16 protein-coding genes are annotated in these 15,360 nt (G+C 60.0%); 8 read left to right on the plus strand and 8 right to left on the minus strand.

Annotation, left to right across the window (positions count from 1 at the left end):
- Positions 1-293: 293 nt before the first annotated feature.
- Positions 294-1,292 (minus strand): tyrosine-type recombinase/integrase, encoded by a 999-nt coding sequence (locus DV706_RS13230; protein ID WP_240756769.1) that lies wholly within the window; start codon positions 1,290-1,292, stop codon positions 294-296.
- A gap of 452 nt (positions 1,293-1,744) precedes the next feature.
- Between DV706_RS13230 and DV706_RS13235 the strand changes: the two genes are divergently transcribed.
- From DV706_RS13235 to DV706_RS13255, 5 genes are all read left to right on the plus strand, one after another.
- Positions 1,745-2,410 (plus strand): MBL fold metallo-hydrolase, encoded by a 666-nt coding sequence (locus DV706_RS13235; RefSeq protein ID WP_006065553.1) that lies wholly within the window; start codon positions 1,745-1,747, stop codon positions 2,408-2,410.
- A gap of 156 nt (positions 2,411-2,566) precedes the next feature.
- Positions 2,567-3,088, plus strand: coding sequence for a molybdopterin-guanine dinucleotide biosynthesis protein B (locus DV706_RS13240; RefSeq protein ID WP_006065554.1), 522 nt, complete (start codon positions 2,567-2,569; stop codon positions 3,086-3,088).
- A 351-nt stretch (positions 3,089-3,439) separates the two neighbouring features.
- Positions 3,440-4,114, plus strand: coding sequence for a helix-turn-helix domain-containing protein (locus tag DV706_RS13245; protein WP_049889735.1), 675 nt, complete (start codon positions 3,440-3,442; stop codon positions 4,112-4,114).
- Positions 4,115-4,328: 214 nt separating this feature from the next.
- Positions 4,329-5,096, plus strand: coding sequence for an enoyl-CoA hydratase/isomerase family protein (locus tag DV706_RS13250; protein ID WP_049889736.1), 768 nt, complete (start codon positions 4,329-4,331; stop codon positions 5,094-5,096).
- 111 nt (positions 5,097-5,207) lie between these two features.
- Positions 5,208-5,846, plus strand: a complete 639-nt coding sequence (locus DV706_RS13255) for a hypothetical protein (protein WP_006065557.1) — start codon at positions 5,208-5,210, stop codon at positions 5,844-5,846.
- 146 nt (positions 5,847-5,992) lie between these two features.
- On the opposite strand, the gene DV706_RS13260 is transcribed toward DV706_RS13255, so the two are convergent.
- The 4 genes from DV706_RS13260 to pyrB form a co-directional block, all read right to left on the minus strand.
- Positions 5,993-7,084, minus strand: coding sequence for a hypothetical protein (locus tag DV706_RS13260; protein WP_006065558.1), 1,092 nt, complete (start codon positions 7,082-7,084; stop codon positions 5,993-5,995).
- 354 nt (positions 7,085-7,438) lie between these two features.
- Entirely contained in the window at positions 7,439-8,278 is an 840-nt protein-coding gene (locus DV706_RS13265; protein ID WP_006065559.1) for a hypothetical protein, read from the minus strand.
- Between the two features lie 585 nt (positions 8,279-8,863).
- Positions 8,864-9,352 (minus strand): aspartate carbamoyltransferase regulatory subunit, encoded by a 489-nt coding sequence (gene pyrI / locus DV706_RS13270; RefSeq protein ID WP_006065561.1) that lies wholly within the window; start codon positions 9,350-9,352, stop codon positions 8,864-8,866.
- On the minus strand, positions 9,345-10,283 hold the full coding sequence (pyrB, locus tag DV706_RS13275) for an aspartate carbamoyltransferase (RefSeq protein WP_049889737.1): 939 nt from the start codon (positions 10,281-10,283) through the stop codon (positions 9,345-9,347). Before pyrB ends, pyrI begins: the two co-directional genes overlap by 8 nt.
- Before the next feature lie 213 nt (positions 10,284-10,496).
- Between pyrB and DV706_RS13280 the strand changes: the two genes are divergently transcribed.
- On the plus strand, positions 10,497-11,123 hold the full coding sequence (locus DV706_RS13280) for an RAD55 family ATPase (protein WP_006065563.1): 627 nt from the start codon (positions 10,497-10,499) through the stop codon (positions 11,121-11,123).
- Between the two features lie 102 nt (positions 11,124-11,225).
- Here the strand turns inward: DV706_RS13280 and DV706_RS13285 are convergent, their stop codons facing one another.
- Positions 11,226-12,191 (minus strand): FKBP-type peptidyl-prolyl cis-trans isomerase, encoded by a 966-nt coding sequence (locus DV706_RS13285; RefSeq protein WP_006065564.1) that lies wholly within the window; start codon positions 12,189-12,191, stop codon positions 11,226-11,228.
- Between the two features lie 88 nt (positions 12,192-12,279).
- Here DV706_RS13285 and cyaB point away from each other — a divergent pair, with 88 nt between their 5' ends.
- Together cyaB and DV706_RS13295 are read left to right on the plus strand one after the other, a co-directional pair.
- Complete coding sequence (cyaB, locus tag DV706_RS13290; protein ID WP_006065565.1) at positions 12,280-12,825, plus strand: class IV adenylate cyclase; 546 nt, start codon at positions 12,280-12,282, stop codon at positions 12,823-12,825.
- 97 nt (positions 12,826-12,922) lie between these two features.
- The gene (locus DV706_RS13295) at positions 12,923-14,128 is read left to right on the plus strand and encodes a methionine adenosyltransferase (RefSeq protein ID WP_006065566.1); all 1,206 of its coding nucleotides are present in this window, start codon (positions 12,923-12,925) and stop codon (positions 14,126-14,128) included.
- Between the two features lie 36 nt (positions 14,129-14,164).
- On the opposite strand, the gene DV706_RS13300 is transcribed toward DV706_RS13295, so the two are convergent.
- Together DV706_RS13300 and DV706_RS13305 are read right to left on the minus strand one after the other, a co-directional pair.
- Positions 14,165-14,845 carry a DUF4336 domain-containing protein gene (locus tag DV706_RS13300; protein ID WP_006065567.1) on the minus strand — a complete coding sequence of 227 codons (681 nt, stop codon included), beginning with the start codon at positions 14,843-14,845 and terminating at the stop codon, positions 14,165-14,167.
- Between the two features lie 107 nt (positions 14,846-14,952).
- Entirely contained in the window at positions 14,953-15,291 is a 339-nt protein-coding gene (locus DV706_RS13305; RefSeq protein ID WP_049889718.1) for a DUF7344 domain-containing protein, read from the minus strand.
- Positions 15,292-15,360: the final 69 nt, after the last annotated feature.

The raw sequence follows: 15,360 nt of genomic DNA on the forward strand, positions 1-15,360 counted from the left end.
CTCGAGCAGGCCGATTATGCATCCCGGCGAGTCCACTTCTAATTTACTCGCTTGGAAATTACCCGACAGCGTCCGGTGTTATGCGCCGGTTTTGATGGGCACAATGAATCCAGCTATTACTCAACCGATTGTGCGAGTGTCCGCATAAATCAAATTAGTAGGACTATTAAAATCTATCACCGTGTGATGATTTCAACAGAGCCTCAATTCTATTTAGCAGCGCTCCGAGCAGGATTCGACGATGATAAACTGCTTCTCGAGGAAATGTGTGAGGCTGGATACGGGTACTTCGATTAAATCGTCTTCAAATACCCTCGTCGCTTTTCCATCTTCTCTTTTTCCGTCATCTCATTGTAGTGCTTGTCAAGCACATCTGAGCTCACGTCAGCGCGGTCAGACACTACCTCCTTTGGTACGTCTGATCGGATCATATGTGTGATAGCCCCTCTACGAAGTGCGTGTGGGCTGACCGCGTCGTCACACTCATGGATAGAGTTGTACGCGTGTGGTGACGAGGAGCACGAGCATTCCTCGTTGACAAACTGGGGTGCAGTTACCCAGTATGTCTGTTTGCGGATGTTGCTTTTACTGATCCGGCCATAGTTTGTCGCGACGAGAGGTGTCCGGTCGTGATCGTCTCGTTTGCCAGGGTGGAGATGCTCGATCCAGTCCTCAAGAACATAGCACGTCTCATCTGAGATTGCAACATACCGTTCCCCACCAGACTTGTTTTTCAGTGGGGTACCGTAGTCCGCGCGGTGAACGACGCGGATATATCCTTCTTTCAGATCGACATCGTCGACGTCAAGGGAGCGGAGAGTACCAGTGCGCATCGCCGTGCGCCACAACAGGAGAAAGATAACATGCCGTCTGCTCGCATGCTCAAATCGCTCGAGGTGCTCGAGGATAGCATCAGCTTGATTGGCCTCGATCATCACGGAGCGAGCGTTTTCGCCCTTATCGAGCTCAGGGATATCTACCTTTTCGTGGAGATCAGGCTCAACAGCGTCGATTGACTCCCATAGTTTGATAGCTTGTTTGATCGTGCTCAGTTGCGTTCGGACACTAACCCTGTTGAGATTGCCATCTCGCTTGCGCCAAAGGCGATACTGGTGGAGTTTTCTTCCAGTAAGCTCGTTGATATTATCTATCTCCTGTTCATTACACCAGCGGATGAAATGTGAGAGTCGCATCCGATGTGCGCGCTGACTCGATTTAGCGAGCTCATCCGCGCGGTGGTTGTGATACATTTCGACACCTTCTTCTGGATCAAGTGGCTCGAGATTTGTCATTTGCTAATCCAGATGCCAGCGATAGCCGACTCGGTGCGCGCGTGAAGTGAACGTCGACGGGGAAGGTCGCCGTAGTCAGCATCAACTAGACTTCTGCCTCGCGCACGACAGTGATCAAACGCGATGTTCCATTGCGGGGCACCACTGTGTCCCGCAGGTACTCTGGCACGGTGTCGGGCCCCCGCGCCCGAGCACCGCGCCCGGGTGAAATCGCGCCCGGCCCGCTTCTCGCCGCGAGCAAATCCGCGAGCGGCGAGCATCGGAACCGGCGGGATTTGAACTAGACCAGAAAGGCGCAGCGCAGCGAGCATTTCTGGGCGTAGTTCATAATCGCGCCCGGCCTGCTTTTGCGATACGCAAACCCGCGGGCAGCAGCGATCCAACTCAGCCTCCTTCGAGGACAATGAGTCGCCGAGTTATAAGACCGCCCACACCGTACGTCTCGAGCGAGTATGACTGTCACCGACGAGGGAATCACGTTCGAGCGACTCGGCCACGCAAGCAAGCGACTCGAGACCGACGACGGGCGCGTCATCTACGTTGATCCGTGGAGTGACGTCCTCGAGGGCGAGCCGGGCGACGGCGATGTCGTCTTTATTACCCACGACGATTTCGATCACTACGATCCGGACGGGATCGAGGCCGTTGCGGGGCCGGACGCTACGGTCGCAGTCTACGAGGCCGTCGACACCGACGAGCTCGCGTTCGACGTCGTCGACCTGCCCCTCGAGGGCGAGACGACCGTCGACGGGATCGACGTGCAGACAGTGCCCGCCTACAACGATCCTGAGGGCGACCATGTCGACGACGACGGGAACCCGTTCCATGCTGAGGGAGAAGTGATCGGCCTCGTCCTCGAACTGTCGGGGACGACCGTCTTTTTCCCGTCCGACTCGGACGCACTCGAGCACCACGAGACGATCACCGCGGACGTCCTTGTCCCACCGATCGGCGGCCACTTTACGATGGATCGCCACGAGGCCGCGGACCTCGCTCGACACATCGAGCCTGAACTCGTGTTGCCAGAACACTACGATACGTTCGAGCCGATCGAAACCGACGCCGAAGCCTTCGCCAAGGAACTCGAGGCCGATGGGATTCGCGTCGAACTGTTCTGAGGGCGACTGCTGCGTTACGGCATCGACCGCCCGGTCGCGCGGTCGAGCGTTGAATAGTGCTGTCCGACAGCATGAAACGCAACTGACCCAACGCGTCTGCGGCCGAGCTGAGCCTGGTCGAACAGCTCTTGTATCCACTGCGTGAAGCCAACCGTAATGAATCGAGAATCGACGCTCCGGGTTGTCTGTCTCGCCGGCTCGAGCGATTCGGGAAAAACCACGCTCGTCGAGCAACTCGTCCCGAAACTCGCCGAGTACGGACGCGTCGCAACGGTCAAATCGATCCACCATGATATCGAGATCGATACGCCGGGAACCGATACCCATCGCCACCGAACGGCGGGTGCTGAAACCGTCGTCGGCATTACTCCCGAGCTGATCTTCGATATCAGCACGCACGGAAAACGGGACCCACCGTCAGCACCCGACGGTGACCGGCTGCTCGAGTCCGATGACCACGAACTGCAGGCGCTTGCGAGCACGCTCGCCCGACTCGAGCGACGGGGGTATGCGTTCGTCGTCGTCGAGGGCTTCACAAAAGCTCCACTGCCGACGATTCTCGTCGGTGACCGCGATCCGGCTGCAGTCGGCGGCGAGATCGTCGGCCGCGGAACGGACAGTCTCGACGAGCTCTTGGAGACGATCCGGACACTCGAGCCACAGACGACCCTCGAGTGAGCCACCACGAATCAGATCGGACCGACGGGTTCGGCTGACCAAGACATGATCGCGCTCTAACATCAGATGTCGAAGCCAGCTGACTTACCGTCTCAGCACTTCTCGGAGCGGTGTTCTCGTCTACGTCGTCATCTCGTCGGTGGCTATCGAGACGGCCGTCGACATCGAACGAGCCGTCCGCTCAGGCATCTGTCGAGGCAAGCGACTCGAGGAAGCCGTCCGGACGAGAGCATGATCGACCCGGACGACGACTCCGTGAAATTGACAGCAACCGTGTCATTCGCTACTGTCGTTGCTAATCTCTTTGGAAATGGGATTATGTGGATCCCGCTTGTACCATTGTTTGAACTCATGACCTCAATCGCAGACATCGAGATTCCGGCCGATGGAACCGGAACTGGCGAACTGTTCGAAGCAGCCCCGTCATTGACCTGTGAAATGGAGCGGGTGATCGCCTCGAGTGGGCACGGACTGTGGCTCTCAGGGCCATCACAAGACACGATCGAAACCGCGATGGACGACGCGAGTGCCATCGGCGCATACTCAGTGATCAACAGCGACGACGACAACGACCGGTGGTTGTACGACATCGCGTTCGAACCCGACACCATCGATCTCTTCGAGGTCGTCCTCGAGGAGGGTGGAACCGTACTGAGTGCCTCGGCCTCGAGCAACACGTGGTTGCTGAGCATCCGGTTCGCTGATCGTGAAAGCGTCAGCTCACTTTACGACCGGCTCGACAACGACAGCCTCACCCCAACGGTCGTCCGGCTGTTCGATCTGGCCGAAGAAACCAACTCGCAGTGTGGGCTCACCCCTCGACAGTACGAAACGCTCGTCGCAGCGATCGACCACGGCTACTTCGAGATCCCGCGCGAAGTATCGATGCAAGAGCTCTCCAAAGAACTGGATATCTCCCATCAGGCCCTCTCGGAGCGGCTTCGTCGGGCCTATCGCGCCCTCGTCACATCGGAACTAAACGTCTCCGAAGACGAAACTGTCGCGCCGCCGATGCCGTCGGACTGAGGCGAACGCGGCTGTTGGCCACCAGTCGTATCGAGGCCATCACACGGCAGCTCGTGACGGTTCAGGCACCGTCCTCAGTTTCGCCCCCACTCGATGTTTTCATGATAGTTCCTTCCCTCCCGACATCAGCCGCTGGAATGGCTTCACTGACGAACGGCTGCTCGCTCAGGAGCCAACGAGTACCATTATGTGTGCTGACAGTAATCAGACAGTCGTGAACGTCGACATCGAAGACGGAGTCTGTCAGATCGCATTCGACCGACCGGGGGCGCTCAACGCGCTGACGAAAGACACCGCCGTCGCGCTGGCTGAGACGATCGAAGACGCCTCAGTCGAGGAGTATCACGCGATCGTTATCACCGGTGAGGGCGATGCCTTCAGCGCCGGCGGCGATCTGCAGGCGCTGTCACAGGCGCCTGAATCAACACGAGAGGCGTATGAATCGATCACCGACACGTTCGGCCGCGTCGTCGAGGCGATGCTCGAGTGTCCCGTTCCGATCGTCGCGAAGGTCAACGGGGACGCCATCGGCGCTGGGTTGGCAATCGTCGCCCTCGCGGACATCGCCTACGCTTCCGAGGACGCGACGTTTTCCTGTGCGTTCGTCCGCGTTGGGCTGATCCCGGACACCGGCGGCACGTTCATGCTGCCACAGATCATCGGCCTGCGCGCCGCAAAGCAACTCGCCTTTACCGGCGAGTTCTTCGGTGCCGAGCGGGCGGCCGACCTCGAGTTAGTCAACGACGCGATCCCTGCCGCAGAACTCGACGACCGGGTCGAGGAAACCGTCGCCCAACTGCGAAAGCGGCCGACAGAGATCATTGGCCTGATGAAACAGGCCATGCACGAGAACATGAGCCGCCACTGGTCGGAGGCCATCGACTACGAGAACCTGTTGCAGGTACAGGCTCGAACCTCCGACGACCACGAGGAGGGCGTTAGCGCCTTCCTCGAGGGACGAGATCCAGAGTTCAACACGTAATCGTTCGGTCCGTACGAGCGGATGTGAGAACGGACGCGTCACCACTCGAACCGCAAGCAAGCCACCGCAAGCACCACCATCTTCCTTTTCTTTGGCGTTATCTATACTGCAATGTCTCCAGAGTTCACTGACGACGACATCGGCAAGACTGTAGTTAACGCAAACGGCGAGGAGGTCGGCATCGTCGCGGACGTCGAACACGGGACGGCTCACGTCCAGCCGGATCCAGGAGTGACAGACACGATCAAGGCGAAACTCGGCTGGGGCGGTACCGACGAAGACGCGTATCCGCTTCAGGAGAGTTCGGTAGCGCAGGTGACGGATGATCAGATCCATCTCGAGAGCGACCTCTCTGGAAGCGGCGGTGGTGCAATCAGCGCCGGTGATTCCGCCGGGAGAGAATCAGACACTCGAACGGAGAGGGACCGCGACACAGATATGCACGATGACGATCTCATCGGCGACGACGATGACGACCTGATCGGCGACGATGATGAGGGACTCACCGACGATGATGACGACCTGATCGGTGACGATGACGAGGGATTCACCGACGATGATGACGACCTGATCGGTGACGATGACGAGGGATTCACCGACGATGATGACGACCTGATTGGTGACGATGATGAGGGATTCACCGACGATGATGACGACCTGATTGGTGACGATGATGAGGGTCTCACTGACGACGATGACGACCTGATCGGCGACGACGATGACGATCTGGTCGGCGACGATACCCGGTGAACCGACACGGAACTCGAGTACACGGCTCCTGAGGCGTGTTCTCTGTAAGCCGAATCAGGGTCAAATGGTTCGAGACGCCAAGGCGTCTCGCTAGTCACAGACGTTCCGTATCGATCGACAGTCTGTTTTCGAAAGTAGAGATCCCGTTACGCTGAACAGTTCTCGTCGTCGAACTCGTTATCGGACGGTTGACGGTCATACTCGGACGAGACGTCCTTGTCTTCTCGTGGCATCTCGTCCTGTTCGGCGTCGTGGTCAGCACCCCGTTCGGAGCCGCCGGACTGTTTGATTTCCGTGGAGCGTCGAGGACCAGTGGATTCGCTGCGGCCACCTTGTTCCCGTCTCATTGACTGCTGCTGTCGATACTGATGACGGCCGTTGCGTTCGCTGTCGATCCGCTGTGTGGACCCGTCCTGTGAACGGATTCGGTCGGAACGTGGCTGTTCAGACTGTCGCCGCTGAGGTGGTTGACTGAACTCTCGACCCCGGTTTCGCTGTTCCTGCTGTCGTCCACTCGGTGGCTGATCGATTCTCTGCTGGTGCTGTCGTGGAGGTCGTTCCCCCTGTCGGGGCGGCCGCCGACCTTGCTGTGTCTCGTGGCCAGCTTGTTCACGCTGTAGACCATACTCCGACCGAGGATGCTGGGGCTGGGGCCCAGACTGTCTCTCCGTCGCCGTTTGTCGAGGCCGTTGCTGAGGAGGTGAACCGGACGGCTCTCCGCCGTATGAGTCTGCCTGTGTGACCCACTCGCCGGTCTGTGCGGGCAGTGGCCGCTGTTGGGTCTGGTCGCTCATCTGCTGGGCCGGCTGTTGCTGGTCTCGCATCCGTTGGTCATCCAGCTGCTTACGGGGCTGTTGACTCGTCATCTGCTGGCCGCCAACCGACTGCATCTGCGATCCCGACTGGCCACCCTGTCGTGTCGACTGCGGTTGCGATGTTGCGCGTAGTCCCTTCTCGAGGGCCTGTTCCATCTCCAGCATGACGGTCTCGAGGCCCTCCAGATAGCGCTCTATCATCGACTGTGTGAGTTGCTGGCCCACCATGCCCTGTAGCATCGACCTCGTCATTTCGAACCCCTGCTTTTGGGCCGTCTCCTGCCATTGCATCGCACTCAGGGTCATCTGTGCCATGTTTCGCTGCAGCTCCATCGCCTGCTCGATCGCTTCCTGGCCCTGATTCATCTTCGTCTGTTGAATTTCTGCGGTCGGCGCTTGCTGTGATTGCTGGTGGTCTGTCATTCAACTCACTCGAGGATGGACTGATCCTCGTTCGTCACGCACGGGGGCAAAGAGTGGTATAAAGACCCCTGTCAGTTCCGTTTGGAAGGCCACACCCAACGTCTGAAACAACAACACACATTCAATCGGCTTCGAGAAGCAACGGCCAGCACAACGCTGCTTGCGTGCGCTTGTCTCCGACCGACCGATCAGCGTGTTTCTAGAGTAACAACTGAAATGGTTTGCACACCGATCGCACAGCTGTCGTGCGATCGGGTGGGAACTGACAGTCAGTGGCTCCTATCGGTGGCAATCGACTCTCCATCGAACACCAACTGGAGTAACCAGTTCTTAGAACAGCCACTGCGCGGCGTCTCAAGCGTCTGTATCAGGATCGCCGTGTGTTACACCATCTCGTTCGTCGGCCCGCATGCGCCGTAGTGCTCCCCGTGCGTTGCTCGCCTCATAGCCAAAGAACACGTCGTTCCCGTAGGCTTCGGCGACCTCAGCGGCGTGGACCAGGTTGTCGATATCGATGTTTATCGCGTACAACTCGATATTAAACGGCGTCTCGAGTGCGCTTTCGAATCCCTTCGCGATCGTCTCGAGCCAGTAGGTCGTCTCGTAGGCCATATCGTACAGCGGCACGACGAACTCGTCGACGTGTTCTTCGACGGCCTCGAGGTCGATGCCGGCGCGCTCATAGAGATGGCCGGGATAAGGGTCGGGGTAGAGCGTCATGTAGACGCGGCCGGGGATGCGGTCGGCGGCTTCCTCGACGAACTCGGTGATGACGCTGGCGCGCCACTCGAAGCGGTCCTCGTACTCGCTGGCCTTGAACGACTCCTCACAGACGCCACACCGACAGTACTCCGGTCGTGGGAACCCGATGTCGTCGAGTCGAACGTCCTCGTTGGCCTCGACGCAGTCGTCGATAATCTCGAACAGACCCTCACGATAATCTGCACGGCTCGGGCAGATGTAGGCCCAGTCGAAGTATTTCCGGTCCCGCGTGGCCGGGCGGCCGAAATCGTCGACGGCGACGAGCGACGGATCAGCGTCCGCGGCAGCGTTGTCGCCGAAACAGGACACCATGTTCACGCCGTCTTCGATCGGTTCGGTAGACCGGCCGGTCACGTCTTTGACTTCGTAGAACCCGCGGTCGAACTCCGGCCACCGGACTTCTTCAGCGTTGCGCGTGACGACACCGTACATAGGCTACACTACGGTGGCACCGCCGTAAGCCGTTCGGAATCGTGACGGGTGCTATCGATGCGACCGACACTCGCTGTACACCGCATCGCACGACGGCCACACGTACGTCTGGATTACTGTCGAGGCGCTACTGTGTCCGGTGTCGGTCGCACAGATCACGAGCGACTACGAAAACGGGATAGAACTATCGGAGATTGCTCCAAAACGTGTCTGTCTCGGTGGCCGGCAGTCGGTTGCGAACGGACCCGGCCACGCGGTCAGAACTGTCGTGCCACGGATCGTGGCCGACGAGACGTTATTCGACTGGTTCGTACTCGATCTCTTCGATATCGACGTCGGAAGAGCCGCCGGAGACGACTTTCCAGAGGACAGCGATAACGAACAGGGCAACCAGGATTTTGACTGTACGTGACATGTACGTTCGACTGGTGGGCCGGTGCACACTTAGATATTCTGGATGGTTCTCTGGGAGCGAACAGCGGACGGGCCATGACAGTCCCAGCACCCGAACAACGGCCTCTCGAGGGAACGCCGTATCCGAAATCGAGAGCCGTCGGTGACGGCTGACAGCCACGCCGGCCGCAGTCAGGTGTCGATCAGCGACGGAATCTCGTCCCTGACGATCGTCCCGCAGTAGGCACACCGGACACCATCGTCGAGCACCTCGAACCGGGAGGCGACCGGTTCGTCGCCGGTCGAGATACACGCCATGTTCGGACACGAAAGGACGCCTTCGACGACATCCGGCCGTTCGACACGGTGTTTCTCGACCACTTCGTAGTCGCGGACGATGTTGATCGTTGCATCCGGGGCGATCAACGAGAGCACGTCGACTTCGTCCTGACTCAGTTCGCGGCCCTCGACTTTGACAATGTCCTTGCGGGCAAAGCGATCCGACGGGACGTTCATTCCGACCGAGACCTCCTCGCCATCGCTGCCGTCGATGCCGAGGATCGCCAGTACGTTCAGCGCCTGCCCGCCACGCACGTGGTCGATGACGGTCCCGCTGCTGATCTTGCTCACTCGCAGTTCGTGGTCGTCGTGGCCGTCGTGGTGGTCGTGGTCGTCACTCATCAGTCTCACCTTGAGTGTGGTTTTCCAGCAGCAAATCAAGCAACGCCATCCGGACCGGGATGCCGTTGTGAGCCTGCTCGAAGTAGGCCGCGTGGTCGGTGTCGTCGATCTCCGGGGCGATCTCGTCGACGCGTGGCAGCGGATGCATCACGGTCAGTTCGTCGCGTGCGTCCTCGAGCGTCTCGAGGTCGATCTGATACTCGCCGGCGATCTTCTGATACTCGTTTTCGTCGGGGAACCGCTCGCGCTGGATTCGGGTCACGTACAGCACGTCGAGCGAGGGGAGAACCTCCTCGAGCGAATCGTGTTCGCGGACCTGTGTCCCGTTGCCCTCCTGATGGAGGTCGTAGACGACCTCGCGTGGCAGCTGGAGACTCTCTGGACTGATGAAGTGCTGGCGGGTATCGAAGTTCGTCAGCGCGTAGGCAAGCGAGTGGACGGTACGGCCGTATTTCAGGTCTCCCATGATTCCGATAGTGAGATCGTCCAGCCCGGCGTTCTCTCGGATCGTATACAGGTCGAGCAGCGTCTGCGTCGGATGGTGGCCTGCCCCGTCGCCGGCGTTCAACAGCGGGACGTCGACGAACTCACTGGCCATGGTGGCCGACCCCTGTTTTGGGTGGCGCAAGACGAGCGCGTCGGCGTAGCCTTCCGTGACGCGGACGGTGTCAGCGAGCGTCTCGCCTTTCTTGACGCTCGAGGACTCGATCGAGCCCATGTCGACGACGCTGCCGCCGAGGCGTTTCATCGCGGTCTCAAAGCTCATTTTCGTTCGCGTACTCGGCTCGAAAAACAGGAGGCCAAGTACCGAGTTCGCGTGGCGATCGGCGACGGCCGACGGGTCGGCATCGATCTCGGCTGCTCTGTCGAGGACGGTCTCGATGTCCGCCCGTGAGAGTTGTTTGCTCGTGATGAGGTGGTCGTGGCGCATTCGTTCGTGTTGGCTCTTGCCGAGCCCTTGAATCTCTCCATTCGAACTCGCCACGACTCGAGTGACACGTGATGGCAACGACACAGAGCGGGTTCCGGTACCACCATTGGTGTCGGTCGAACCCATCGTTGTCTGCACACAGTATTCTTAAATAACCGATTCAACATGAAACCAAAGAGTTATTCGGGCGCTGCAGTAACTGGTCACAATTGAATGGTCGGGCGGCTAGATACCGGAATCGACGTGCTGGATCGGAAGCTCGACGGCGGGTTGCCACCGGGATGTATCGTCGCCTACAGCGCCGATCCAGCCAGCCAGTCCGAACTCCTGTTATACGAGCTCACGGCCGCTCGCGGCACGCTGTATCTTACGACCGAACGATCCGACGACGCCGTCCACCACGCCATCGATGCCTCCCCATCGGTCGTCGGCAGTCCGACCGTCCGACAGGTCACCAGCGATGATCCACTCGAGGAAGCAACCCGGCTCATCGGCGCGTTACCCGACGGTGCGAACCTGATCATCGACACGATGGATGTCTTGGAGCGAACCGACAGGGACGACTACATCGACTTCTGCAACGAGCTCAAATCCCAGATGCTCGAGACCGGCTCGATCGCGGTGTTACACTGCCTGAAAAGCGGGCACACGCCGGCCAACCGAACCCGAACCATCCACGCGGCCGACGCCGTCTTCGATCTCCGGACGAAGATCGCCGGCAGCGAACTCGAGAACCATCTCACGATCCCGAAGTTCCGCGGTGGCGGCCAGCCGACTGAGGCGATCAAACTCGAACTCACGGAAGAGGTGGCGATCGACACGAGTCGAGACATCGCCTAGTCTGGGGCCGGCTACAGCAACTGTCTTGCTATCGAGAGCGGTCGTGTCGACGACTGCTGGTGCTCGTCGCTGGTTATCGAACGGAGAAGAACGGAACTGGAGTTACTCGTCTGCGCCTTCGAGTTCGTCGACGATCTCGTCGGCATCGATGTCGGCGTCCTCGAGGGCTGCCTCGATGTCCTCGTCGCCCATGCCACCCATGCCGCCCATCATGCCGCCCATACCGCCCATGCCCATCCCGTCGATGGTCTCCTGGACGATGACGCGGTCGACACCGATCTGGTCGATGATCTGCTGGCCGATCTGCTGTTTGCCCATCATCCACTGCTGGTTCATGGTCATCTGGGGCGTGGCCTCGAGGTAGACCGTCTCCTTCTCGACGGTTTCGGTCTCGAACTCTGGCTCTGCGTCCTCGTCGTCCTCATCGGGCTCGACGGGGACCTCCTCTTCGACTTCGTCCGTCTCGATCCAGAGCTCGGGCTCCATCCCGAGGTACATCTCGAACAGGCCGGCGGCCTGCTGTTCGCGGTCGTCGACCTCGTCGAGGATTTCGTACTCGTACTCGACGTCCTCACCCGCAAGCGGGTGGTTGAAGTCGACGCGAGCGCGGCCGCCGATGATCGTGCTGATGTAGCCCTGCTGGCCGTCGACCTGCACGTTCGCACCGGGGTAGCGGTCGTCCTCGTCGATCTTCTCGGCGCTAACGGTCTGGACATCGTCGGCATCGTACTCGCCGAAGGCCTCTTCGGCGGGGATCGTCACGGTGCCGGAGTCGCCGACCTCGCTGCCGACGAGTGCCTCTTCGACGCCGTCGAAGATGTGGCCCTCGCCCAGCACGATCGTTCGTGGCTTGAACTCCTGGCCCTGGTCGTCGACACCCTCTTCCTCGGCGACGTCGGGGTCGGTCGTGTCGACCAACTGGTCGCCGTCGGCGGTGTATGCGGTGTAGTCAATCTCGACGAAAGCGCCGTGTTGAAGCCCCTCGGCTTCCTCAGCGTCTTCGTCGGCTGCTGCTTCTTCGACGTCATCGGCCTGCTCCTCGAGCTCGGCCTCCTGATCCTCGGTCATACGTTGTACGTCCCGCCGTCTACATTTAAGGTCGACGTTTTTGCCCCGGAACGACCGATACTTACGACCGCTTCCCGTGGCCTCGGCCATGTACGAAGTCGAAACGAAGGTTCCTGCCGATCTCGCAGCCGTTCGAACACAACTCGACGAACTGGGCGCAACTCGAGAGCGGACCGTTGTGCAGGCGGATACGTACTACGACGCCCCCCATCGCGAGTTCGTTGAAACCGACGAAGCACTGCGGATCCGCCGGGAGTCGACCCCCGAAGCGGGCACCGACGAGACGTGTGTCACCTACAAGGGACCTCTGCTGGACGGCGAATCCAAGAGCCGCGAAGAGTTCGAGACCGCAGTCGGCGATGGCGAGACGATGGACGCCATCCTGACGAATCTGGGCTTTGCGCCCGCCGCGACGGTCCGCAAAGAACGCGAACGGTTCGCGCTCGAGGGGTATACGATCACGCTCGATGCCGTCGACGACGTCGGCGAGTACGTCGAAGTCGAAACCGACGTCGAAGCCGAATCAGACCTCGAAGCTGCCCGCGAAGGAGCCTACGACGTCCTCGAGCAACTCGGTCTCGAGCCGGATGACCAGCTTCGGACATCGTATCTGGGGCTGTTACTCGAGTCCTGAGTGGAGCGTCCACACTGCAGGCGTATTACTTGTAAGCATTTTTCACACCTATTCTGTTTCCGCAAGTTATAGAACCACGGTCCGCCAATTCCCGGTAATGAGTGAGCGGAACATCCGAGTCGAGCCGATCGACCGACAGGCAGTCGAAGACCAGGAAGTAGAGATCGTCGAGCGGAAGGGGATCGGCCACCCCGACTCGATCAGCGATGGAGTCGCCGAGGCCGTCGCCGGGGCGCTGGCCCGGGAGTATCTCGACCGCATCGGCAAAGTGCTTCACTTCAACACCGACGAGACTCAACTCGTCGCGGGCGAAGCCGCACCTGCCTTCGGCGGCGGCGAGGTCGTCGACCCCATCTATCTGCTGATCGTCGGCCGCGCGACCAAACATTACGACGGCCAGACCATCCCCGCCGAGACCATCGCGCTGCGAGCCGCCCGTGAGTACCTCGAGTCCGAGATTCCACAGCTCACCGTCGGCGAGGATATCGTCGTCGACATCAGACTCGGCGAAGGCAGCGGCGATCTGCAGGACGTCTTCGGTGAGGATGAGGTAAGTGTCCCGATGGCCAACGACACGAGTTTCGGCGTCGGCCACGCCCCACTGACCGAGACCGAACAGATCGTCCTCGAGGCCGAGCGTCGACTCAACGGCGAGTTCGCCGATGAGAACCCATACGTTGGAACGGACATCAAAATCATGGGCAAACGCGAGGGCGACGAGATCGACGTCACCGTCGCGGCGGCGATGGTCGACGAACACATTGCCGACCTCGATGCGTACGCCGAGGCCGTCGAGTCCGTTCGCGAGTTCGTCGCCGAGGTGGCAAGTGAACACACCGACCGCGACGTCACCGTCCACGTCAACACGGCCGACGACTACGAGGAGGGCTCGATCTATCTGACCGTCACCGGCACCTCCGCCGAACAGGGCGACGACGGCTCCGTCGGTCGAGGCAACCGCGCGAACGGCCTCATCACGCCCAACCGCTCGATGTCGATGGAAGCGACGAGCGGGAAAAACCCCGTCAACCACATCGGCAAGATCTACAACCTGCTCTCGACCGAAATCGCCGAGGAAGTCGTCGGCGAGGTCGACGGCATTCGTGACCTGCGCGTGCGCCTGCTCTCCCAGATCGGTCGCCCAATCGACCAGCCCCACGTCGCTGACGTCCACGTCGTCACCGAAGCGGGCGTCGAACTCAGCGACGTCGAAGCCGAGATCGAAACGATCGTGGACGCGGAACTCGCAAACGTCACCGACATCACTCGTCGCGTGATCGACGGCGAACTGACGACGTTCTGAGAACGGCCTGATCGACGGGGTTCGTTTTTCGGCGAGCTAGAGCAGCCAGTCGTATCCCTCGAGGACGGCTCGTTTGCCGCCAGTATCGATGATCTCGCCGTGACCGGGAACGACCCGATCGAACTCCCACGCGAGGACGTCCTGAATCGATCGGCGAAACGACGCCTCGTTTGCGATCGTGAGTCGGAACTCGAGCGGCGGGCCGATCTGCTTGTACACTCTCAGTGCGCGAGCCACGAGCCGAGTCGTGAGCGGGCTCCCCTCGCCGATGTGGAAGCCGACGTCGCCGAGAATCACCGTTCGACTCGGGCGATGGACGTAGGCGAGTTCGGTGAGCCACCGGTGGCCGACGATCGCGACCTGATCGATGTCGGGGGCCCACCGTGGGTCGGGCGTGTCACCCAACAGCTGATCGAACTGGAGGTCGGGCCGCCGTGCGGGGAGTCCGGGTGCAGCCAGCAGTTCGGCATTGGGGTAGACAGCCCGGTACTGTTCCATGTAGAGATGCCCGTGGAGTTTGCTCGCCGGTGCAACGAAGCGAACGTCGCCGAGTTCGTCAAGCGCCGATTGCAGTTCAGGGGTCAGTTCAGCCGGTGACTGGACGAAGAGCCCGCCGCTCGAGAGTCGAATCACGGTCATGATACGGCCGATCTCGAGGCCGAGAAACCGGAGCGGTTCTTCGTACGTCCAGCATCGGTCGCCTCGCTGCTTGAGCATGCGTGTTCTCCCTCGTCACACGCGGATATACGTGTTCGCCGACTCACTCGAGGTGGACAACAGGCGAAAGGGAAGACAGCCACAGGGGTCGATGCACGCGTGCCAGGCTACGGATTGCGGTCTGGACGTTCGATGACCTTAGCGACAGTGAGAATGGCGTCCACCTCAGGGGGTGTGCCGGTGACTTCAACGACCCCCTCCTTGGGGTCGTACTCGATGTATTCTGCTTCGGACGCTTTTGGCAGATCTGTATGACGGAGGCTACATTCAACGCGTTCGAACAGTTCTTCCGGAATCGATGCTCGGACGCCATCAGTCTCCCACTCAGCAACTTTCTCAGCGACTTCATCTATCGGAACTGGCCCATCTTGTTGCTCGAGATAATACAACGCGTACCGTCGCCGTTCTTTGCGTAGCAGTTCAAACACCCGGTCTAACGATACCACGTGGATTACTATGCGTCTGCATATGATAACGCTTGTCGCGGGTAACTGTCTCAAGTAGTCCGCAGCCGA

The organism is Natronorubrum bangense, from assembly GCF_004799645.1.
Lineage (GTDB): Archaea > Halobacteriota > Halobacteria > Halobacteriales > Natrialbaceae > Natronorubrum > Natronorubrum bangense.